The organism is Bradyrhizobium sp. USDA 4452, assembly GCF_054063575.1.
This window is the reverse complement of the sequence record NZ_JBSSGK010000001.1, coordinates 6,745,369-6,764,895: the sequence shown is the minus strand read 5'-3', so window position 1 is coordinate 6,764,895 and position 19,527 is coordinate 6,745,369. Positions and strand designations below refer to the sequence as shown.

General features: G+C 65.1%; 25 protein-coding genes and 1 riboswitch. Of the genes, 18 read left to right on the top strand and 7 right to left on the bottom strand.

Features of this window, described 5'->3' with window-relative positions; all coding sequences use genetic code 11:
* Positions 1-17: 17 nt before the first annotated feature.
* Together ACVISU_RS31645 and ACVISU_RS31640 are read right to left on the bottom strand one after the other, a co-directional pair.
* Positions 18-533, bottom strand: coding sequence for a PRC-barrel domain-containing protein (locus tag ACVISU_RS31645; RefSeq protein ID WP_456709543.1), 516 nt, complete (start codon positions 531-533; stop codon positions 18-20).
* 332 nt (positions 534-865) lie between these two features.
* On the bottom strand, positions 866-1,243 hold the full coding sequence (locus ACVISU_RS31640) for a PRC-barrel domain-containing protein (protein WP_050403195.1): 378 nt from the start codon (positions 1,241-1,243) through the stop codon (positions 866-868).
* Positions 1,244-1,531: 288 nt separating this feature from the next.
* Here ACVISU_RS31640 and ACVISU_RS31635 point away from each other — a divergent pair, with 288 nt between their 5' ends.
* Positions 1,532-2,269: a response regulator gene (locus ACVISU_RS31635; RefSeq protein WP_456709542.1), complete on the top strand. Its 738-nt coding sequence runs from the start codon at positions 1,532-1,534 to the stop codon at positions 2,267-2,269.
* A 2-nt stretch (positions 2,270-2,271) separates the two neighbouring features.
* Positions 2,272-3,630, top strand: coding sequence for an ATP-binding protein (locus tag ACVISU_RS31630; RefSeq protein ID WP_050403194.1), 1,359 nt, complete (start codon positions 2,272-2,274; stop codon positions 3,628-3,630).
* Positions 3,631-3,674: 44 nt separating this feature from the next.
* Here the strand turns inward: ACVISU_RS31630 and ACVISU_RS31625 are convergent, their stop codons facing one another.
* Positions 3,675-3,869 (bottom strand): hypothetical protein, encoded by a 195-nt coding sequence (locus tag ACVISU_RS31625; protein ID WP_456709541.1) that lies wholly within the window; start codon positions 3,867-3,869, stop codon positions 3,675-3,677.
* 377 nt (positions 3,870-4,246) lie between these two features.
* On the opposite strand from ACVISU_RS31625, the gene ACVISU_RS31620 reads away from it, so the two are divergent.
* The 7 genes from ACVISU_RS31620 to ACVISU_RS31590 all read left to right on the top strand — a co-directional run bounded on the left by ACVISU_RS31620 (position 4,247) and on the right by ACVISU_RS31590 (position 10,537).
* A complete protein-coding gene (locus ACVISU_RS31620; RefSeq protein ID WP_456709540.1) occupies positions 4,247-4,774 on the top strand; it encodes a transglycosylase SLT domain-containing protein in 528 nt (175 codons plus the stop codon).
* A gap of 166 nt (positions 4,775-4,940) precedes the next feature.
* A riboswitch (TPP riboswitch) is annotated at positions 4,941-5,083 on the top strand.
* Entirely contained in the window at positions 5,071-6,084 is a 1,014-nt protein-coding gene (locus ACVISU_RS31615; protein WP_050403191.1) for an FAD-dependent oxidoreductase, read from the top strand. (Overlaps the previous riboswitch by 13 nt.)
* Positions 6,075-6,272, top strand: coding sequence for a sulfur carrier protein ThiS (gene thiS, locus ACVISU_RS31610; protein ID WP_456709539.1), 198 nt, complete (start codon positions 6,075-6,077; stop codon positions 6,270-6,272). Before ACVISU_RS31615 ends, thiS begins: the two co-directional genes overlap by 10 nt.
* Before the next feature lie 169 nt (positions 6,273-6,441).
* Positions 6,442-7,224 (top strand): thiazole synthase, encoded by a 783-nt coding sequence (locus ACVISU_RS31605; protein WP_050403189.1) that lies wholly within the window; start codon positions 6,442-6,444, stop codon positions 7,222-7,224.
* Complete coding sequence (locus ACVISU_RS31600; protein ID WP_456709538.1) at positions 7,211-7,819, top strand: thiamine phosphate synthase; 609 nt, start codon at positions 7,211-7,213, stop codon at positions 7,817-7,819. The genes ACVISU_RS31605 and ACVISU_RS31600 overlap by 14 nt, the downstream gene beginning before the upstream one ends.
* A gap of 140 nt (positions 7,820-7,959) precedes the next feature.
* On the top strand, positions 7,960-9,858 hold the full coding sequence (gene thiC / locus ACVISU_RS31595) for a phosphomethylpyrimidine synthase ThiC (protein WP_050403187.1): 1,899 nt from the start codon (positions 7,960-7,962) through the stop codon (positions 9,856-9,858).
* A gap of 283 nt (positions 9,859-10,141) precedes the next feature.
* Positions 10,142-10,537 (top strand): hypothetical protein, encoded by a 396-nt coding sequence (locus ACVISU_RS31590; RefSeq protein ID WP_456709537.1) that lies wholly within the window; start codon positions 10,142-10,144, stop codon positions 10,535-10,537.
* Between the two features lie 384 nt (positions 10,538-10,921).
* Here the strand turns inward: ACVISU_RS31590 and ACVISU_RS31585 are convergent, their stop codons facing one another.
* Positions 10,922-11,347, bottom strand: coding sequence for a VOC family protein (locus tag ACVISU_RS31585; RefSeq protein WP_456709536.1), 426 nt, complete (start codon positions 11,345-11,347; stop codon positions 10,922-10,924).
* Between the two features lie 36 nt (positions 11,348-11,383).
* Entirely contained in the window at positions 11,384-13,063 is a 1,680-nt protein-coding gene (locus ACVISU_RS31580; protein ID WP_456709535.1) for a flavin-containing monooxygenase, read from the bottom strand.
* Positions 13,064-13,220: 157 nt separating this feature from the next.
* Here ACVISU_RS31580 and ACVISU_RS31575 point away from each other — a divergent pair, with 157 nt between their 5' ends.
* Positions 13,221-13,616, top strand: a complete 396-nt coding sequence (locus ACVISU_RS31575) for a hypothetical protein (protein ID WP_456709534.1) — start codon at positions 13,221-13,223, stop codon at positions 13,614-13,616.
* A 250-nt stretch (positions 13,617-13,866) separates the two neighbouring features.
* Positions 13,867-14,376 carry a mismatch-specific DNA-glycosylase gene (locus ACVISU_RS31570; protein WP_456710944.1) on the top strand — a complete coding sequence of 170 codons (510 nt, stop codon included), beginning with the start codon at positions 13,867-13,869 and terminating at the stop codon, positions 14,374-14,376.
* Between the two features lie 73 nt (positions 14,377-14,449).
* Here ACVISU_RS31570 and ACVISU_RS31565 read toward each other — a convergent pair whose 3' ends face one another.
* Complete coding sequence (locus tag ACVISU_RS31565) at positions 14,450-14,884, bottom strand: hypothetical protein (protein WP_050403182.1); 435 nt, start codon at positions 14,882-14,884, stop codon at positions 14,450-14,452.
* Between the two features lie 197 nt (positions 14,885-15,081).
* Here ACVISU_RS31565 and ACVISU_RS31560 point away from each other — a divergent pair, with 197 nt between their 5' ends.
* From ACVISU_RS31560 to ACVISU_RS31550, 3 genes are read left to right on the top strand one after another with little or no spacing between them, the layout of a single operon-like run.
* Complete coding sequence (locus ACVISU_RS31560) at positions 15,082-15,507, top strand: YeeE/YedE family protein (protein WP_050403181.1); 426 nt, start codon at positions 15,082-15,084, stop codon at positions 15,505-15,507.
* A 2-nt stretch (positions 15,508-15,509) separates the two neighbouring features.
* Complete coding sequence (locus ACVISU_RS31555) at positions 15,510-15,989, top strand: DUF6691 family protein (protein WP_050403180.1); 480 nt, start codon at positions 15,510-15,512, stop codon at positions 15,987-15,989.
* A gap of 4 nt (positions 15,990-15,993) precedes the next feature.
* A complete protein-coding gene (locus ACVISU_RS31550) occupies positions 15,994-16,389 on the top strand; it encodes a RidA family protein (RefSeq protein ID WP_050403179.1) in 396 nt (131 codons plus the stop codon).
* A gap of 92 nt (positions 16,390-16,481) precedes the next feature.
* Here ACVISU_RS31550 and ACVISU_RS31545 read toward each other — a convergent pair whose 3' ends face one another.
* On the bottom strand, positions 16,482-17,243 hold the full coding sequence (locus tag ACVISU_RS31545; RefSeq protein ID WP_456709533.1) for an SOS response-associated peptidase: 762 nt from the start codon (positions 17,241-17,243) through the stop codon (positions 16,482-16,484).
* A 61-nt stretch (positions 17,244-17,304) separates the two neighbouring features.
* Between ACVISU_RS31545 and ACVISU_RS31540 the strand changes: the two genes are divergently transcribed.
* From ACVISU_RS31540 to ACVISU_RS31525, 4 genes are all read left to right on the top strand, one after another.
* Positions 17,305-17,805 (top strand): hypothetical protein, encoded by a 501-nt coding sequence (locus ACVISU_RS31540; protein ID WP_050403177.1) that lies wholly within the window; start codon positions 17,305-17,307, stop codon positions 17,803-17,805.
* 38 nt (positions 17,806-17,843) lie between these two features.
* Positions 17,844-18,263 (top strand): NUDIX hydrolase, encoded by a 420-nt coding sequence (locus tag ACVISU_RS31535; RefSeq protein ID WP_456709532.1) that lies wholly within the window; start codon positions 17,844-17,846, stop codon positions 18,261-18,263.
* An 85-nt stretch (positions 18,264-18,348) separates the two neighbouring features.
* The gene (locus tag ACVISU_RS31530; RefSeq protein WP_050424352.1) at positions 18,349-18,726 is read left to right on the top strand and encodes a TIGR02301 family protein; all 378 of its coding nucleotides are present in this window, start codon (positions 18,349-18,351) and stop codon (positions 18,724-18,726) included.
* A complete protein-coding gene (locus tag ACVISU_RS31525) occupies positions 18,716-19,372 on the top strand; it encodes an HAD family hydrolase (RefSeq protein WP_456709531.1) in 657 nt (218 codons plus the stop codon). The genes ACVISU_RS31530 and ACVISU_RS31525 overlap by 11 nt, the downstream gene beginning before the upstream one ends.
* Positions 19,373-19,527 lie beyond the last annotated feature (155 nt).

The window sequence follows — 19,527 nt, the reverse complement described above, 5'->3', positions numbered from 1 at the left end:
AGGCAACGCGATCCGGGTTACTCGGTCGTGTATTTGAACTCGGGCATCGCCTTCAGCTCATCCTTGGTCGCGCTGAACACCGCGTGATCCGGATACCAGGGATTCGTCTTCGACGTGGTGGCCGCGGGCGCCGCGCCCGTGGTGGTCGTCGACTTGTTGGTGCTGCCAGTGTTTGCCGCGCTGGTCGAGGCGACGGGCTCGTTGACGAACTTCACCTTGTCGAGCGGCACGGCGACCAGATGCTCGCCGACGCCAAGGAAGCCGCCGACGCCGATCACGACCGCCTTGATGGCACCACCCTTGTCCATCAGAAGGTCATTGATCGAGCCGACGCTCTCGTTGCTGTCGTTATACACGCTGAGGCCGACGACCTTCGAGGCGCGCCAGTCGCCCTTGTACGAGCTCGGCGACGTGGCCGTTGTCGTTGCCGCAGGATCCATCTTGTCGCCTTTGTCAGCGGGTGCCTGCGCAAACGCAACGGTCGCAAGCAGTGCGGAGCCGGCCACGCCGGCAACGATGGATTTGATCAACATCATGCGCTCTCCTCAGTTCGCAAAATCGATGCTGGGAAAACTCGTGATGTGCGCGACCGTTCCTAATCGGCCTGCGCCCAAACGCCGCCCGAGGTTTGGGAACGCATGCCCGGGAACGCCGTCGAGACGATACGGCAAGCCCGAAAGCTGCGCATATTGCAACGCATGGACGTTGCGGTCCTTGACGACAGCGATCGCGATCTCTCGAGCAGGCTGCGGTTGAGCCTTACCGCTGCACCGGGCGCGCAGTCCCTGATGTGACGATGTTTGGCTCACCAACCGTCCCGGCGAACCCCGCGCTACGAAAGCTGATCGAGCGTGACGTGCCTCGCTCAGAAGCCGCCCCAATAGGGCGGCACGCCGTAGAAGCGATGCAGCTCGACTTCCTGCGAGCGGTCGCCCCAATCGAAGTCCTTGTCGGCACGGAACGAGGGCGCACGCTTCAATTCGTCGTCCTCGATGTCGAGCTCGTAAGCCTCGAATTTGGGGTTGTAGTGCAGCCGGCCCCAAGGCAGCGGAATCAGATTGGATCCGATACCGAGGAAGCCGCCGAAGCTCAGCACCGCGTACGACACCTTGCCCGAGATCTTGTCGATCATCAGCCGTTCGATATGGCCGATCATGTCGCCATTGGTCCGGCGCACCGCCGTCCCCTCGACGCGATCGCTTGCAATGAGCTGATGCGGCCTTGTCCTGACCTCGACAGCCATCTCACCCTCCTGGCCTGAAAGAGAAACAACGCGGCGCCCGGGTAACGGGTTCCGGCACTGGATATGACAGCCGCCCTTCCCTTTTCCGGGCCGCCATGGCGCCGCGGGACCGACGCGCGCCATGGGACAGTTCTACCCGGATTTCAACCGATTAGGCTTGATGACAGAACGCTGACTTTTCTCCACGGTGCCAACCTGTTAACTCGTTATGCCGGGCAAGATTTCAGACATACACTGAAACAAAATTCCTGAGCCGCCTTCCCCCGAATCACGGACAAAAAGATCGGTATGACCCAGGCTGCGCCCAATATCCTCGTCGTCGAGGACGACCGCGAAACGCGGTCTCTCATCGCAAAATATCTCCGCACCAATTGCTGCCATGTCACGACCGCCTCCGACGGCCGTGAAATGGCCAAGGCCATGACCGACCACCGCGTGGATCTGCTGGTGCTCGACGTCATGTTGCCGGGCGAGGACGGCCTCAGCCTGTGCCGCAAGGTGCGCGCGGAGTCGCAGACGCCGATCATCATGCTGACCGCTCGCGGCGAGGACGTCGACCGCATCCTCGGCCTCGAGATGGGCGCCGACGATTACCTCGCCAAGCCGTTCAACCCGCGCGAGCTGCTGGCGCGGATCAACGCGGTGCTGCGCCGGCAGGCCGCCGCGCGCAACGCCAGCGCGATCGAGGGTGCGACCACGCTGACCTTCCTCGGCTGGCGCATCGACATCCGTCTGCGCGAGCTGCGCAATCCCGAAGGGGCGCGCGTCGCCATGACCAGCGCCGAGTTCGACCTGCTGCGCACCTTCTGCGAGCGGCCCGGCCGCGTGCTGTCGCGCGACAGCCTGCTCGATCTGACGCAGGGCCGCAGCGCCGGCTCATTCGAGCGATCGATCGACGTCTTGGTCAGCCGTATCAGACGCAAGATCGAGCCCGATCCGCAGGAAGCCACCATGATCAAGACGGTGCGGTCCGGCGGCTATGTGTTCACTCCGAGGGTGGAGGCGGTTGCCGCCACGAGCAACTGACCATGAAGCTGCTGCGCGTGCTGAGTCTGCGGGGGATCGGCGCCCAGATGGCGGCGCTGGTCGTCGTCTCGATCGTCGCGCTGCACCTGATCATCACCGCTACCTTCCTGATCCATCGCCCGGACCGGCCGGAGCCGTCCGACCGGTGGCACACCCAGCTCGCCGCCACCGCGCAGCTGCTCGGGCATGCCCCGGCATCGGAGCGGCCGCGGCTGCAGGCCGACATCATCAGAGCGTTCCCGCAGCTCGCGATCGGTGACTTCACGTCCGATGCCAGCGGCCTCACCGAGACCGACACGCCGAACCTCCATGCGCTGCGCCGGCTCGGCGCCGGCTATCGCGTCTTCCAGCTGCCGCGCGAGGCGGGCGGCACGCCGCATGACAACGAGATCCGCCGCGTCGCCATCCGCCTGCCTGACGGCGGCATGTTCGCCGCGAACCTGATGCCGGACCAGCACATCAGGCCATTCTGGGGCGGGCCGTGGATGATGACGGTGCTGTTCGCCGTCATCAGCGTCACCCTGCTCGGCCTGTGGGCGGCCTGGGCGCTGACGGCGCCGCTGTCGTCCTTCGTCAAGGCCGCGGAGACCTTCAGCCTGAACGGCGCGGCGGCGCCGCTGCCCGAACGCGGTCCCGAGGAGATCCGCTCGCTGGCCAAGGCGCTGAACCGGATGCGCGAGCGCATCACCGCATTGATCGACGACCGCACCAAGATGCTGGCCGCCATCAGCCACGACCTGCGCACGCCGATCACGCGGATGCGGCTGCGCGCCGAATTCATCGAGGACGAGGCCCATCGCCACCGCATGCTGCGCGACCTCGACCAGATGCGCTCGATGCTGGAATCGGTGCTGTCGTTCCTGCGCAACGACCGCAAGCTCGAGGAGATGACGCTGGTCGACATCGCGAGCACGCTGCACCTCGTCACCGACCAGTTCGCCGACATGGGACACAAGGTCAGCTATGAGGGTCCGCAGCACGCGATGGCGACCGCGCGGCCGGCCGACCTGCATCGCAGCATCACCAACCTGGTCGACAATGCCGTGCGCTTCGGCGGCGAAGTCGCGGTTCGCCTCGACGTCCAGCCGGATCGCCTCGTCATCGACATCGAGGATGACGGTCCCGGCATTTCGGACGCGCACAAGGCAAGCGTGCTGGAGCCGTTCGTGCGCGGCGACCAGGCGCGCAACATGGACGAGGCCGAGGGCTTCGGCCTTGGCCTGTCGATCGCCAACGCCATCGTGCTCGCGCATGGCGGCACGTTGTCGCTGCACGATCGCAAGCCGCATGGGCTGGTGGTCCGGATCGAATTGCCGACGCGGCAGCAGCTGCTGCACCCGCCGCGGAAATCCGCAGCCTGATCAGCCGGAGCTGATCGGCGCGAAGCGGACCGATCATCAAGACATCAGGCGGCGAGCGGCGTGAGTTGCGCGGCGTCGTAGATCGCGATCGCCTCGAAGCGGTAATTGCAGGCGCGGCAATTCCACAGGAACGACGTGCGCCCCTCGCTGTGCTCCACCCAATCGGGCCGGGCGATCGGCTTGCCGCATTGCGCGCAGGGATTTTCGCGAGGCATATAGCCGGTGTCCTGACGGACCATGGCGCATCTCCCGAATGTTGTTTCTTGCGTGCTTTGGAATGGACAGACGTGCTGACTCAACACGCGCGCTGTCATCCACAAGTGTAGCCCTTGATCGAGTCGTTTGCACGACAATCCGCTGTAGATAGCGTGCGGCAAAAAGCGGGCGCGAGAATCGGAGAAGAAATCAGGGGCCAGAACAATTTTCGGCTGAGACGATCGAAGCAAACAATTTGAAGCATCCCTCTGCGCAATCGCGTCGTCCGCTTCGCCCGCGCCCGGACAGTCACGGAGGCAGAACGTTCGCCGATGCGAAGGTTTTGCCACATTCCTGCCCGCTCGCCGTACCATTGAGACCGCAGAACCGACGCGCATTTGATCACCCCGGGCGACCCGAGATGAAGACCCTTCAGAGCCTTAGCTACCTTGCCGCCGCGATCGCGGTACTGGCGTCCTGCGCCGGTGCGCATGCACAATCGCGGGCGCAATATGAGGCGATGGTGGCGGCGGAGGCCCAGGCCAATCTGGTGCCGGAAGATCTGGTGCATCGCGTCATTGTGCGCGAGAGCAAATACCATCCGCAGCTGATCGGGCGCGGCGGCGCCATCGGGATGATGCAGATCAAGCTCGCGACCGCCCGCGGGGTCGGCTACACCGGTACCGCCGAAGGGCTGCGCGACGCCGCGACCAACCTCAAATACGGCGTCAAATACCTCGCCGGCGCCTATCGCGCCGCCAATGGCGATTTCGATCGAGCTGTGCGTTATTTCGCGGGCGGGTATTACTACGTCGCAAAGCGGCAGCGCGGCGGTCACCTCAAGGAGGCGATGCATGGCGGCGCAGGCGCGCCACTGAAAGAGCTCGCCAGGCAGGACCAGATGTCGGCGGATAATGCCGAGCCGAAGCCGGAACAGACAGAAAAATAAGGCTGATCGCGGCCACACCATCCTCACGTCCACGCCACGGCCGGCTGTCCTTCCCGCTGCAAATCACGCGATCGTTCCGCCGGCACCTCGCGCGCAGAGGTGCGGCACTGCAGCGCCGCCGCGCCTGGCATACAAGTTGACACGTCCGCCCATCCGCCTACATTAGGGGCGTTCCGAGGGGTGCTCCGAAGGAGGAGCTGAGATACCGCAAGCTTGGACTTCGCCGTCAGGCGATCAGTTCGGGACCGCGGTGACCCTTTGAACCTGATCCGGGTCATGCCGGCGAAGGGACAGGGATGTATCAGACATCAAGACTGCGGGGGGATTCCCCCGTCTCCATCATCGGCGCAGGCATAACCGGCGCCTGGCATGCGTTGTTGCTCGCAGAGGCCGGACGTGCCGTCACCCTGCACGAGCGCAGTGACGCGGCGATGACGCAATCCACAAGCCACTGGGCGGGCGGCATGCTGGCGCCGTGGTGCGAGGAGGAGGCTGCCGAGCCCGTCATCACCCGGCTCGGCATCCGCTCGCTCGCGCTGTGGCGGCAGCACGTTCCGGAAACCGCGTTCAACGGCTCGCTGGTGGTGACGCATCCGCGCGACCGCGCCGATTTTGAGCGCTTCGCCCGTCTCACGTCGGGCCATCAAAGGCTCGACGCCGAGGGCGTCCGCGCGCTCGAGCCGGCGCTCGAGGGCCGCTTCCGTGACGGCCTGTTCTATCCCGAGGAGGGCCATGTCGAGCCGCGCCGCGTGCTGCCGCGGCTGCATGCCGCGATCGCGAAGGCCGGCGGCGCCATCAAGTTCGGCAGCGAGGCCGAGGTTGATGATCTCGACGGCCTCGTGATCGACTGCCGCGGTCTTGCCGGGCGCGACCGCGAGCCGAGCCTGCGCGGCGTCAAGGGCGAGATGATCGTCATCGAGACCACCGAGGTCGAATTGTCGCGTCCGGTGCGGCTGATCCATCCGCGCTGGCCGCTGTACGTGATCCCGCGCGGCGACGGCCGCTTCATGCTGGGCGCGACCTCGATCGAGGCCGAGGACAGCGGCGTCAGCGTGCGCTCGGCGCTGGAGCTGCTCGGAGCCGCCTATGTGGTGCATCCGGCGTTCGGCGAGGCGCGCATCGTCGAATTCGGCGCCGGGCTCCGTCCGGCCTTCCCCGACAATCTGCCGAAGATCAGGATCGAGCAGGAACGCATCACGGTGAACGGACTCTACCGTCACGGCTTCCTGCTGGCGCCGGCGCTGGCCGAGCTGACGCTCGCCTATCTTTCGCGCGGCGAAATCGACAATGAGGTGATGCAATGCGCGTGATCGTGAACGGCGAGCAGCGGGAGATCAACGCCGGCAGCGTCGATGCGCTCTTGGCCGAGCTCGACTACGAGGGCACCCATTTCGCGATCGCACTGAATTACGACGTGGTGCCGAAGAGCCGCTGGGCCGAGACCCATCTCAAAGCCGGCGACGAGATCGAGATCATCACGCCGCGGCAGGGAGGGTGATGGTGAGTTTGTTCGCACGCTCCCTCCTCCCGTCGTCCCTGCGAAAGCAGGGACCCATAACCACGACCGGCTATTGGCGGAACGAACGCCTCCCCGTGTGCCTCATCGAAGGGCCGCGGCGTATCGGTCCCTGCTTTCGCAGGGACGACAGATTGATTTGAGGAGACACATGGTCACCTTCTACGGCAAATCCTTTCCCTCCCGCCTCCTGATCGGCACGGCGCTATATCCTTCGCCTGCAATCATGCAGAACGCGATCCGCGCCTCAGGCGCCAGCATCGTTACCGTATCACTCCGCCGAGAAGCCGCGGGCGGCAAGACCGGCGATGCGTTCTGGTCCTTGATCCGCGAGCTCGGCGTCACCGTGCTGCCGAACACCGCGGGCTGCCGCAGCGTCAAGGAGGCGGTGACCACGGCAAAGCTCGCGCGCGAATTGTTCGGCACGCCCTGGATCAAGCTCGAGGTGATCGCCGACAACGACACGCTGCAGCCCGACGTGGTCGGCCTGGTCGAGGCCGCCGCCATCCTGATCAAGGACGGCTTCGAGGTGTTTCCCTATTGCACCGAGGATTTTTCGGTCGCTTCGCGGCTGGTCGAAGCCGGCTGCAAGGTGGTGATGCCGTGGGCAGCTCCTATCGGCAGCGCCAAGGGCATCACCAACCGCGACGCGCTGAAGCTGCTGCGCGACCGCCTGCCCGACATCACGCTGGTGGTCGACGCCGGCTTGGGTGCGCCGTCGCATGCGGCGCAGGCGCTCGAACTCGGCTATGACGCCGTGCTGCTCAACACCGCGGTGGCGAAAGCCGCCGATCCGGTTGCGATGGCCAATGCCTTCCGGCTCGGCGTCGAGGCCGGCCGCACCGCTTATGAAGCCGGGCTGATGGAAGCCCGCGACTTCGCCTCCCCCTCCACCCCTGTCGTTGGGACCCCGTTCTGGCATGCCGTATCCTGATCCTTTCTATCCCGTCGTCGACAGCGTGGCCTGGGTCGAACGACTGACCAAGCTCGGCGTCGGCACCATCCAGCTCCGCGCCAAGGAGCTCGACGATGCCGGGGCGCTGCAGATCGTCACCGACGCGCTGGCTGTGACCAAGGGCACGGGCACGAGGCTCGTCGTCAACGACTATTGGCGTGCCGCGATCGTTGCCGGCGCCGAGCATCTGCATCTCGGCCAGGAAGACCTCGCCGATGCGGACCTGGCGGAAATCCGCAAGGCAAAGCTGACGCTCGGCGTCTCCACCCATGACGATGCCGAGCTCGCCACCGCGCTGGCCGCGAAGCCCGATTACGTCGCGCTCGGCCCGATCTTCTTCACCACGCTCAAATCGATGCGGTTCGCGCCGCAGGGCATCCCGAAGGTCACCGAGTGGAAGAAGCGGATCGGCGCGATCCCGCTTGTCGCGATCGGCGGCATCAAGTTCGAGCACGCCGCCGAGATCTTCGCCGCCGGCGCCGATTCGATCGCCGTCGTCAGCGACGTCACCCAGAACGCAGACCCCGACGCGCGGGTCCGGCAATGGCTCGGCATCCGTGCGGAGGCCGCGTGATGCACACAGCTCTCACCACCGTCATTGCGAGGAGCGCAAGCGACGAAGCAATCCATTCCTCCGCTTGCGGGTCCATGGATTGCTTCGCTGCGCTCGCAATGACGAATTCAACTGACACGAATTAAAACGGAGGATCCCTCATGAACATCCGCTCCAACCCCGACACCACGCTCCCCGCCGTCACCACAGGCTCCCTGCCCGCCTCGCGCAAGATCTTCGCGACGCCCGCAAGCGCACCCGACATCCGCGTGCCGCTGCGCGAGATCATCCTGTCGGAGGGCGCCGGCGAGCCGAACCTGCCGGTCTACGACACCTCGGGCCCCTACACCGATCCGACTGTCACGATCGACGTCAACGCCGGCCTGCCCCGCAATCGGCTCGCCTGGGTCAAGGAGCGCGGCGGTGTCGAGGAATATGAGGGCCGCACCATCAAGCCCGAGGACAACGGCAATGTCGGCGCATCCCACGCCGCCAAGGCCTTCACCGCGCATCACAAGCCGCTGCGCGGCCTCGACGGCCACAAGATCACGCAACTTGAATTTGCCCGCGCCGGCATCATCACCAAGGAGATGATCTACGTCGCCGAGCGCGAGAATCTCGGCCGCAAGCAACAGCTCGAGCGCGCGGAAGCGGCGCTTGCCGACGGCGAGAGCTTCGGCGCGTCGGTGCCGGCCTTCATCACGCCGGAATTCGTCCGCGACGAGATCGCGCGCGGCCGCGCCATCATCCCCTCGAACATCAACCACGCCGAGCTCGAGCCGATGATCATCGGCCGCAACTTCCTGACCAAGATCAACGCCAATATCGGCAACTCGGCGGTGACCTCGTCGGTCGAGGAAGAGGTCGACAAGATGGTGTGGGCGATCCGCTGGGGCGCCGACACCGTGATGGACCTCTCCACCGGGCGCAACATCCACACCACCCGCGAATGGATTTTGCGCAACTCGCCGGTGCCGATCGGCACCGTGCCGATCTACCAGGCGCTGGAGAAGTGCGACGGCGATCCCGTCAAGCTGACCTGGGAGCTCTACAAGGACACCCTGATCGAGCAGTGCGAACAGGGCGTCGACTATTTCACGATCCATGCCGGCGTGCGCCTCGCCTATATCCACCTCACCGCCAACCGCGTCACCGGCATCGTCTCGCGCGGCGGCTCGATCATGGCGAAGTGGTGCCTCGCGCATCACAAGGAGAGCTTCCTCTACACCCATTTCGACGAGATCTGCGACCTCATGCGCAAGTACGACGTCTCGTTCTCGCTCGGCGACGGCTTGCGCCCCGGCTCGATCGCCGACGCCAACGACCGCGCCCAGTTCGCCGAGCTTGAGACGCTTGGCGAGCTGACCAAGATCGCGTGGGACAAGGGCTGCCAGGTCATGATCGAGGGCCCCGGCCATGTGCCGATGCACAAGATCAAGATCAACATGGACAAGCAGCTCAAGGAATGCGGCGAGGCGCCGTTCTACACCCTCGGACCGCTGACGACCGACATCGCACCGGGCTACGACCACATCACCTCGGGCATCGGCGCTGCGATGATCGGCTGGTTCGGCTGCGCGATGCTGTGCTACGTCACGCCGAAGGAGCATCTCGGCCTGCCCGACCGCAACGACGTCAAGGTCGGCGTCATCACCTACAAGATCGCCGCCCACGCCGCCGATCTCGCCAAGGGCCACCCCGCAGCCCAGCTCCGCGACGACGCGCTCAGCCGTGCCCGCTTCGACTTCCGCTGGCAGGACCAGTTCAACCTCGGCCTCGATCCCGAGACCGCGAAGAACTTCCACGACGAGACCCTGCCGAAGGAAGCCCACAAGGTCGCGCATTTCTGCTCGATGTGCGGCCCGAAATTCTGCTCGATGAAGATCACCCAGGACGTCCGCGACTACGCCGCGACGCTCAATGACCCGACCGGCGTCGGGGCGTCGATCTCAGGCACCATCGAGGACGGCATGGCGACGATGAGCGCCAAGTTCAAGGAGATGGGCGAGAACCTGTATCTCGACGCCGACAAGGTGAAGGAGAGCAATCGGGTGTTGTGAGATTCACCGCTCGTCATGCCCGGCCCCTGAGCCGGGCATCCGTCAAAAGCGAAGAGGCCGGGCGAAAGCCCGGTCTTTTTTGCTTTGAAGGCACGCCCGTCCGGGAGCCGCACAGATTTGATCTGGATCAACGAAAGATCCGCGATCTCATCGCTTTCTATGAGGCTCAAAGTCGGGGGCTCCGTTGGAGGTGCCATCCCGGTTGCCTTGCAGACGACGATAATTCCCACGTCCGGTCCACAGTGAATGCTGCTGTACATTGCCTCATCAACTGGAGAGTTTCATGAAAGCCTACCTTGCGGCGTTATTCGTCCTTCTCGTTGCGCCATCGGGATCGACACAGGCCGGGAATTTGGACGGGGCCTGGGCGATGGACGCCTCGACATGCAACGACATATTCATCAAGGTGAACAACAAGCTCGCGTTCAAGCAGAATGCCGATCTCCATGCAGGCGGCTTGATCGTGCAGGGAAAGCAAATCACCGGCACTTTTCAAAAGTGCACGGTCAAATCGATGCACGATGATGGACAGAATGTACGAATGGTCGCGGCCTGCTCGGACGGCATCGCGATTTCGGACGTCACATTCGACGTGAAACTCTCCGGAGAGAACACGATCACGCTCAGCTCCAAGGAACCGGTGCCGGTGGAAACGCCCTATGTTCGCTGCTCGATGTGAGACGGCGGCGACGGCTTGAGATCAACGTTGATGATCCGGCTCTCGAAGCAAGCAGCTCGGACGAGCGAAGCGACGGCGACATCCGGGCAACGGCGACCCCGCTGGGCAGCTCCGCAAGGTTGCGCATTTCCGTTCGATGTGCGGCCCGCCGGCTCCAGCGTGTCCATGGTTGGATCGGTAGTCGTCCCTCACAGAACCGCCATGGGCCACAACAGCTTCACGATACGGTCGGCTGGTCCGCCTCCGGAGTTCAGTCAGTTGGCCTACGTGCAGTCGCCTTGATTGACGAACCGCAAGCAGCAGGTAGCCCGAATGAGCGAAGCGATATCCGGGTTTGCACCGGTCCCGCATATCGCTTCACTCATGCGGGCTACAGGCTTGCTGCTACGTCCGCTTGGGGTTCCACGCCTTGTGCACGAACTCGAGACGATTGCCGTCGAAGTCGGCGACGTTGGCGGCGTAGTAGCCGGGGGCGAAGTAGGTGCGGTCGGCTGGTCGCCCCTCGTCGGTGCCGCCGGCCTTGATTGCGGCGGCGTAGGCGGCGTCGACGAGCTCATTGGTGTTGCAGACAATTCCGAGATACAGCCCGGTCTCGCCGGGCATGCGTTGGCGCAGCCAGATGCTTGATCCGACCGCCTTGCCGCTGCCGTAGACATCGTCAACGATGCCGTAGAGATCAGGGACGCCTTCGGGACCCGAGGCGGAGTCGTAGTTGCCGAAGACCCTCCAGCCGAGTGGCTTCAGCGCCTCAGAGTAGAAGGCCAGCGACTTCTCGATATTGGTGACGGAGATGTAAACGTGATCGATCATTCGCCCGCCTTCCAGCTGGATGGTATCGCTTGCATTTTACGCCACTGAGCCCGACAAGCCAGTGGCCGCTGCATGCAAGGCACTCCGCGCCCCAGCCCTAAACTCAATCTCCCGATACCCCTCCGCCGCGACGCGGTTGATGATCCCCAGAAACTTCGGCGTGCCGCCGTTGTAGACGAAATACCTCACCGTCCCCTCCTCATGGCCGGGGACGTTGGAGTTGTAGCCGGTGAACCAGCCCTTGGCTTTGCGCATCAGCATGATCTCGTACATCTTGACGACATGCGCGGTCCAGCGCTGCTGCGCCTCGAGCGTCGCGTCGGCGCGGGTCAGGCCGCGGTCCCACATGTATTGCAGCAAATTGGTGCACCAGTTGACGCCGTTCTCGATGCCGCGCGGAAAGTTCGTCGAGGCGGAGGCGCTTTGCGGGCCCGTGGGCATCAACAGGTTCGGGAAGCCGTGGACCATCATGCCGAGGAAGGTCGAGGGCGCGTGCTTCCATTTGTCGGCGAGCTTTTCGCCGCCGATGCCTTCGATGTCGATCAGGTCGTAGGCGCCGGTGATAGCGTCGAAGCCGGTGGCGTAGACGATGATGTCGAACGCGTAGTCGCGCGCGGTGGTACGCAGGCCTGTCTCGGTGACGCGGAGCAGCGGCGTCTCGCTGAGATCGACGAGATGGACGTTGTCGCGGTTGTAGGCCTCGAAATAGTTGGTCTCCAACGGCAGGCGCTGCACGCCGAAGCCGTGATCTTTCGGGATCAGCTTTTCGGCGACATCAGGATCCTTCACGCGTTGGCGGATGCGGCCTGCGATGTATTCCGACAGCTCCGCATTGGCGGCTTCATCCATGAAGATCTCGCGGAAGTTTGCCAGCCAGATGCCGAAGCCGGGCTCGTCGTAGAGCCTGTCCCACAGCTTCAGCCGCTCCTCGCGGCTGACCTCGTAGAAGCCACGCTTGTCGGGGCCATGGACGAAGCTGCCTGGCGTCAGCGCACAGGCGGCGAAGATCTCGTCATAGCGCGCGCGGATGTCGGCCATTTCGGCTTCCGAGATTTCGCTGTTGTTGAGCGGCGCGCTCCAGTTGGGCCGGCGCTGGAACACGGTGAGCTCGCCGACCTTGTCGGCGATCTCTCCGATCACCTGAATGCCTGTCGCGCCGGTGCCGATCACGGCGACCTTCTTGCCGGAGAGATCGACCGGCTCGTGCGGCCAAAAGTAGGTGTGGAAGGAACGTCCCTTGAAGTCATCGATGCCGGGCACGCGCGGCATGGTCGGCGCCGACAAGAGACCGATCCCGAGCACGACGAAGTGGCAGGTGAGCGTGCGGCCGTCGCTGATCCTGAGCTGCCAGAGATCGCGCGCCGCGTCGAACTGCATGGCCTCGACCTTGCAATTGAACTGCATGTATTTGCGCAGGTCGAACTTGTCGGCGACGTAGTTGAGGTAGCGCAGGTTCTCGGGCTGACCGGAGAAGCGCTCCTTCCAGTGCCATTCGTCGAGCAGTTCGCGCGAGAACGAGAAGCCGTAGGTGTAGCTCTCCGAGTCAAAACGGCAGCCGGGATAGCGGTTCCAGTACCAGGTGCCGCCGAGATCGGGCGCGGCTTCCAGCACGGTGGCGTCGATGCCGAGATCGGCGAGCCGCTTGATCTGGTAGATGCCGGCGACGCCGGCGCCGACCACGATCACCTCGAAATGGGTTTTCGGCTCTCCCGTCATTGTCAGCTCCCAAAATTCTTCTTGATCTGTTGCGCCGGATTACAGACCGTTTTGCCGGATCAGGCAACCGCGCCGCCGCGCGTGCGACTTGCGTTGAGGCGCTGCCTGCACCACATCGATCCCAGCAGTTCAACGCGCGGACATCCGGGCCAGCGACATGGACGACAATCTCACCGGCGTCTGGGACGGCAGCTACATGCAGCCGAGCGGCATGGTCACGTTCCTGGCGACGCTGATCGACGCCGGCGGCGCGCTCGGCGGCAGCGTGACCGAACCCTGCGTCGCGCCGGGCTGCCCGATCAGCACCCACAATGCCTCGCTCGCGGGTCACCGTTCCGGCAACGCGGTGACGTTCGTCAAGCGCTACGAGCCATCGGGCTACGGCTACGACACCGTGCACTATGAAGGCGCCGTCAATGCCGACGCGACCGAGATCGACGGCCGCTGGAGCATCCGCGGCACGGCGTTCTCGGGACGGTTCCTGATGGTGCGCGCGACGGGGCCGGCGCAGGCAGCGACGGCCGAAGACGAGGTCAAGGAGCCGGCGCGCTAGCGCCGGATGAGATCAGGGGAATTGAGCCGCGACCTCGCTCGGCGGATGGCAGGCGGTCGCATATAGTTACGGCCATGTCCCTGGCGCGGGGTGGGGCGCGCCTGCACAACTTCGGAATAATCGAATAATGCCGCTGAGTTGCCCGACATGTCAAGTGGCCATATCGAGCGCCGACACGCCGCCGGCTACTGTGCATGGGGTTGTTTTCGATATTTTGGCCATGCGGTAGGCAGGAGCCCGAATGAACGACCTGCCCGACAGCAATCTCCACCGCCTTCCCGACCAGCTCCGCGCCGATCTGCGCCTGGTGTTCGCCGGCACGGCAGCGAGCACGCGGTCGGCGGCAGTCGGGCACTACTACGCGCATCCCGGCAATCGATTCTGGCGCGCGCTGCATGAGGTCGGCATCACGCCGCGGCTCTATCGGCCGGATGAGTTCACCGCGCTGCTGGAACTCGGCATCGGCTTCACCGATCTCTGCAAGACCGGCGCCGGGATGGATCACGAGATCGCACGGCAGTCGTTCGATGTCGTGGGCTTCAGGGCGAAGATCGAGACGTTCCGGCCGAAGACCATCGCCTTCACCAGCAGGAAGGCCGCGAGCCTGTTCTACAACAAGCCGACCAGCGCGCTTGTGCTCGGGCGGCAGCCGGCAACAAGCGGCTTTCCTGATGTGTTCGTATTGCCGTCGCCGTCAGGTGCAGCGTCCGGGCACTGGACGTTGCAGCCGTGGCGTGACCTCGCCGAGACGATCGCATAGACCTCCGGATGGAGCGACTTTCTCCGTCATTCCGGGGCGCGCTTCTTAGCGCGAGCCCCGGAACGACGAAGCGTTATTCCTTCAACGTGATCGCAAGCCCGCTGAGATCGACATTGGCCATCAGCCCGATCTGCTTGCCGCTCAGTTCGAGCACGGCACCGTTCTGGTTGGTCAACAGGATGCCGCGCACGCCGGCGCCGAGCGCAACGCCCATGCCCGCCGCGGCGTAGACGCCGGCGATATCCTGGGCGCGGCGGATGTTGCGCACCCGCCCCTGCAACGTGGTCTGCGAGCCGCCGAACACGAGGCCGTAATCCAGTCCGCCCGCCGTGAGCCCATAGGTCTGGCCGTGGAAGGTCAGGACGCCCTTGCCGGCGGAGCCGCCGAAGATCCAGCCGCCCTTGAAGATGACGAGCGTCACCGCGCCCTCGTCGGCCAGCGCGGCGGACGATCCGGTGAGCAGCGCCAGCGCAAACAGCACGGCGCGGGCGGCGGATGACAGTCTCATGGGGAATTCTCCAGATCGAATCGCGGCAATCCGACCGGGCGGCGGCACCTCGAAATGCCGGCAAAACACGCGGGATTGCGCTTGTTCATGTTGTCGCGGAGTCTATCATCGGCCACGCAGCCACGCGACCATCGGCGCATGTGCGCCCACCGCTTTGCGCCATCGCTGAGGAGTTTGCGCAACAGGGACCCGCACCGATGCACGATTTCACCCCAGTTTCCGGCTTCGCCGGCGGCGCACTGATCGGCCTCGCCGCCGCGCTCCTGATGCTGTTGACCGGGCGGATCGCAGGGGTCACCGGCATCGTCGGCGGCCTGCTCCAGCCCGGTACCGCCGACCGCTTCTGGCGCATCGCGTTCATCGCGGGACTGATCGCAGCGCCCTTGATTGCGGCGCTATTCGGCGCGCCGCTGCCGCGGCCGGCGATGAATGCGAGCCTCGTGGTGACCGCGATCGCAGGCCTGCTGGTCGGATTCGGCACGAGGATGGGCAATGGCTGCACCTCGGGCCACGGCGTCTGCGGCTTCGCACGGCTGTCCGGCCGCTCGATCGTGGCGACGTTCATCTTCATGACGGCGGCGATCATCACGGTCGCCATCGTCAGGCACGGGATCGGAGGCTAGCCATGCCGGTTCTTGCAAGCTTCGTGTGCGGGCTGATCTTCGGCGCGGGCCTGCTGATCTCGGGCATGACCGATCCGCAGAAGGTGCTCGGCTTCCTCGATCTGTTCGGCGCCTGGGATGCGACGCTCGCCTTCGTGATGGCGGGTGCGGTCGCGGTCGCAGCAACCGGCTTTGCGATCGCGCGGCGGCGCACCGCGCCCGCCTTCTCGGCGCGCTTCCTCTGGCCTGACCGCAACGACATCGATGCGCCGCTGGTCGGGGGCGCAATCCTGTTCGGCATCGGCTGGGGCCTCGCCGGCATCTGCCCCGGCCCCGCATTGGTCAATCTTGCCGGGCTCTCGCTGCCGATCGTGGTGTTCGTCATCGCGATGCTGGCCGGCATGATCGGCCAGAATCTGCTCGGCAAGAATCTCTGGCGCCGGCGTGCCGCTTCGCCGCGCGCCATCGAACCTTCTCCCCTTCCATCTCGCGCAGACGGGTAACCTCATGACAGAAAACACAGCGATCAAGCACTTCCCTCCTCCGCCCGGCATCCAGGCGCCGCCGCTCTCGTTCGGCGCCCGCGTCGGCGATCTCCTGTTCATCTCGGGCATTCCCGGCTTCGACGCCAACCGCGAGCTGCCCGACGGTTTCGAGGCGCAGTTCGCCAATGTCGTGACCAATTTCAAACGCGTGCTGAATGAAGCGGGCGCGACGATGCGCGATCTCGTCAAGGTCAACGTGCTGCTGACCCGCGCCAGCGACGTCGCCACGATGAACGCGCTCTATGCCGGCGCGTTTGGCCCCGCGCCCTATCCCGCCCGCACCACCTGCGTCGTGGTGGCGCTGCCCAATCCGAAGATGCTGATCGAGATCGAGGGCGTCGCGTCGGTGAAGGGGTGATCTCCGCACGCTCAGTGTCGCCCCGGCGAAGGCCGGGACGACGATGTGGGAAGAGCGGCGCGTGATCCTCCTCGCGCATCGCGCTCCTGCCGCTAGAATAACGAGCCCTGCCCGTCGTCCTCGCGCACCGGCGTCTTGCGCGGCGCGGCCTTCTTCGGCGCCGGCGCATCCTCCGCTGCGATCTCCTCGGCGGTCATCGGCAGCAGCAATTGTGCGTCGTCGTTGGCGACGGCGTTGACGCGCATCGTCACCTGGTGCCAGGCGAACTCGCCGACATCGGGCCCCTTCAGCATCGGCATCACGTCGTCGACATCGTTGGGCAGGCAGTCGAGCCAGCGCGCGAATTGCTCGGGCCTGATCGTGACCGGCACGCGGTGATGCAGTTGCGCGAGGTCCGCGCTCGCGGGTGCGGTGACGATCGCGACCGTGTCCTGCTCCTCGCCGTTCGGTCCCATCCAGGTCTCGGCCAGCGCGGCGAAGGCGAGCGGATGGCCGTCGCGGCGATGGATGAAGAACGGCCGCTTGCGGCCGCCGGCATCCTGCCATTCGTAATAGCCGTCGGCCGGGATCAGCGCGCGGCGCCGCTTGATCGCGTTCTTGAAGGCCGGCTTCTCTCGCACCGTTTCGGAGCGGGCGTTGATCAAAAGCGAGAACGTGCGGGGATCCTTGACCCAGGACGGGATCAGGCCCCAGCGCATCAATTGAAAATGCCGGCCGCCATTCTGCAGCAGCACGACGGGGATCGGCTGGGTCGGCGCAACATTATACCGCGGCGGAAAATTCGGCTGCTCGATGTAGCCGAACATCTCTCGCAAGGCCGCCGGCGGCGAGGTAATGACAAAGCGTCCGCACATATCCCGTCCCGGGTGGTATCCGTTTATTCCGCCTTAACTTGGACCGTTAAGACTGCGACCAATGACCTCAACGGCCGCCATAGCGGGCTCTTCCCCGCGACCGACGTACCCCGACGAGGCGCGGGCGGCGCAGTTGCGCGCCGCCAACATCAATCCCCGCACCGGGCTTGCGACCGACTACCTCAATCACTTCAACGAAGCCATCATGTTGCTGGAGATGGTCCCGGACCTGCCGGAATGCGCCGACGATTTCCTGGAATGGCAGCCGCTGTCCTATGCCGAGCATTTCACCGCGTCCAATTTCAAGGCACGCGACCTCGCGATCGAGGCCTATGAGATGGCGAACGCCAGTATCCGGGCCGAATTCGATCAGCTCACCGACAGCATGACCAGGATCCTGACCGAGGTCGGCGCCGCGATGCGGCAATTGCACCAGGACAAGAGCCGGGTCGCGCTCGCCGAGCAGGCGATCGTCTGGGTCAAGCCGCTGGTGATGCAGACCGCCGGTGTCATCAACGGCGCCGCAGAGGCCGATGTCGAGAGCATCATGGCGGGCGCCTGATTTATCGGGCATGATGGCCGTCAAAACTGGTTGTCGTCTTGAGCCCTCCCGAACCTCCGATCCGCCCGCAGCTCGCCGTCTCCGGCGTGATTTTCCGCGACGGCAAGGTGCTGCTGGTGCGCCGCGCCCGCTCGCCGGGCAAGGGCTTCTATTCGCTGCCCGGCGGCCGGGTCGAGTTCGGCGAGACCCTGCACACCGCCCTGCACCGGGAGATCGACGAGGAGACGGGCCTCAGGGTCGAGATAGTGGGGTTGGCCGGCTGGCGCGAGGTGCTGCCGACCGGCCCCGGCACCGGGCACTATCTGATCATGACGTTCGCGGCGCGCTGGGCCTTCCGCGAGCCCGTGCTGAACGACGAGCACGACGATTTCAAATGGCTGGCGCCGGAACAGATCGGCGATCTCAAGGTCACCGGGGGGCTGCACGAGGTCATTGCGGCCGCCCGGCGGCTGGTTTGAGGGCCGTGTCGGCGCTTTGGACCCGTCCTGCCGCCTTGCCTCGGGCGCATTGAGGGGGCATACCACGGCGATTCCGGAACCCCTGATGATCAGAGCCTTTCTCGCCGTTGTGATCCTGATGTCGGCATGCCTCGCGACGCCCGCCCGGGCGCAGGACGCGGCTGCGCCGTTCGACGGCGACCTGCAGCGGCTGGCCGAAATCCTCGGCGCCCTGCACTATCTGCGCGGCATCTGCGGCTCCAACGAGGGCGCCAAATGGCGCAACGAGATGCAGGCCCTGATCGATGCCGAAACCCCCTCCGGCGACCGCCGCGCCCGCATGGTTGCGGGCTTCAACCGCGGCTATAACGGCTTCCAGCAGACCTACCGGACCTGCACCCCCGCGGCCTCCGTGGCGATCCGCCGCTACATCGAGGAAGGCTCAAAAATCTCGCGCGACCTGACGGCTCGCTATGCCAACTGACCGCGCGATCTTCTTCGACCTCGACGGCACCCTGACCAACCCGAAGCCCGGCATCACCGGCTCGATCCAGTATGCGCTGGGCAAGCTCGGCCGCCCGGTTCCCTCGCAGGACGAATTGACCTGGTGCATCGGGCCGCCGCTGCGGGCGAGCTTTGCGATGCTGCTCGGCGGCGAGGAACTCGCCGACCGCGCCGTCGAACTGTACCGCGAGCGATTCGGCGACGTCGGGCTGTTCGAGAACAGCGTCTATCCCGATATCGCCGAGGTGCTGGCGGAGCTGCGGCAGGCGCCGGGGCGCATCTTCGTCGCGACCTCGAAGCCGCACGTGTTCGCGACCCGGATCGTCGCGCATTTCGGCTTGAGCAGCTATTTCGACCACGTGTTCGGCTCCGAGCTCGACGGAACGCGGGTCAACAAGGTCGACCTGCTGGCCTATGCGCTGGCGCAGACCGGGACCGATCCGGCGCATGCCGTGATGATCGGCGACCGCAGCCACGACGTGATCGGGGCCGTCAGCAACGGCATCCGCGCGGTCGGCGTCACCTATGGCTACGGCACGCCGGAGGAGCTGACCTCGGCCGGCGCCAGCCATCTGTGCGCCTCGCCGCGCGCGGTGCTGGATCATATCCACAGCTCATTTGGTTGATCGCGTCGGCGACGTCCGAAATTCCCCTTTAAATGCCGTGGTGGGCGTTAACCTTTTCGAAAGATGTGGGCTAGGCGGTACCCGCATGCGTGGTACATCTCGCGCGTCGCAGTGGTTCGCTCCCCGGACCGCGCGCATCCATTTTGCAGAGTTTC

Bases quoted from the DNA above. Each gene is read 5' to 3' on its own strand.
- ACVISU_RS31640 (WP_050403195.1), bottom strand. From the start codon at position 1,243: ATGGCTGTCGAGGTCAGGACAAGGCCGCATCAGCTCATTGCAAGCGAT.
- ACVISU_RS31645 (WP_456709543.1), bottom strand. From the start codon at position 533: ATGTTGATCAAATCCATCGTTGCCGGCGTGGCCGGCTCCGCACTGCTT.
- ACVISU_RS31635 (WP_456709542.1), top strand. From the start codon at position 1,532: ATGACCCAGGCTGCGCCCAATATCCTCGTCGTCGAGGACGACCGCGAA.
- ACVISU_RS31530 (WP_050424352.1), top strand. From the start codon at position 18,349: ATGATCAGAGCCTTTCTCGCCGTTGTGATCCTGATGTCGGCATGCCTC.
- ACVISU_RS31545 (WP_456709533.1), bottom strand. From the start codon at position 17,243: ATGTGCGGACGCTTTGTCATTACCTCGCCGCCGGCGGCCTTGCGAGAG.
- ACVISU_RS31560 (WP_050403181.1), top strand. From the start codon at position 15,082: ATGCACGATTTCACCCCAGTTTCCGGCTTCGCCGGCGGCGCACTGATC.
- ACVISU_RS31615 (WP_050403191.1), top strand. From the start codon at position 5,071: ATGTATCAGACATCAAGACTGCGGGGGGATTCCCCCGTCTCCATCATC.
- ACVISU_RS31555 (WP_050403180.1), top strand. From the start codon at position 15,510: ATGCCGGTTCTTGCAAGCTTCGTGTGCGGGCTGATCTTCGGCGCGGGC.
- thiC (WP_050403187.1), top strand. From the start codon at position 7,960: ATGAACATCCGCTCCAACCCCGACACCACGCTCCCCGCCGTCACCACA.
- ACVISU_RS31580 (WP_456709535.1), bottom strand. From the start codon at position 13,063: ATGACGGGAGAGCCGAAAACCCATTTCGAGGTGATCGTGGTCGGCGCC.
- ACVISU_RS31630 (WP_050403194.1), top strand. From the start codon at position 2,272: ATGAAGCTGCTGCGCGTGCTGAGTCTGCGGGGGATCGGCGCCCAGATG.
- ACVISU_RS31620 (WP_456709540.1), top strand. From the start codon at position 4,247: ATGAAGACCCTTCAGAGCCTTAGCTACCTTGCCGCCGCGATCGCGGTA.
- ACVISU_RS31625 (WP_456709541.1), bottom strand. From the start codon at position 3,869: ATGGTCCGTCAGGACACCGGCTATATGCCTCGCGAAAATCCCTGCGCG.
- ACVISU_RS31600 (WP_456709538.1), top strand. From the start codon at position 7,211: ATGCCGTATCCTGATCCTTTCTATCCCGTCGTCGACAGCGTGGCCTGG.
- thiS (WP_456709539.1), top strand. From the start codon at position 6,075: ATGCGCGTGATCGTGAACGGCGAGCAGCGGGAGATCAACGCCGGCAGC.
- ACVISU_RS31605 (WP_050403189.1), top strand. From the start codon at position 6,442: ATGGTCACCTTCTACGGCAAATCCTTTCCCTCCCGCCTCCTGATCGGC.
- ACVISU_RS31540 (WP_050403177.1), top strand. From the start codon at position 17,305: ATGACCTCAACGGCCGCCATAGCGGGCTCTTCCCCGCGACCGACGTAC.
- ACVISU_RS31590 (WP_456709537.1), top strand. From the start codon at position 10,142: ATGAAAGCCTACCTTGCGGCGTTATTCGTCCTTCTCGTTGCGCCATCG.
- ACVISU_RS31585 (WP_456709536.1), bottom strand. From the start codon at position 11,347: ATGATCGATCACGTTTACATCTCCGTCACCAATATCGAGAAGTCGCTG.
- ACVISU_RS31550 (WP_050403179.1), top strand. From the start codon at position 15,994: ATGACAGAAAACACAGCGATCAAGCACTTCCCTCCTCCGCCCGGCATC.
- ACVISU_RS31565 (WP_050403182.1), bottom strand. From the start codon at position 14,884: ATGAGACTGTCATCCGCCGCCCGCGCCGTGCTGTTTGCGCTGGCGCTG.
- ACVISU_RS31525 (WP_456709531.1), top strand. From the start codon at position 18,716: ATGCCAACTGACCGCGCGATCTTCTTCGACCTCGACGGCACCCTGACC.
- ACVISU_RS31575 (WP_456709534.1), top strand. From the start codon at position 13,221: ATGGACGACAATCTCACCGGCGTCTGGGACGGCAGCTACATGCAGCCG.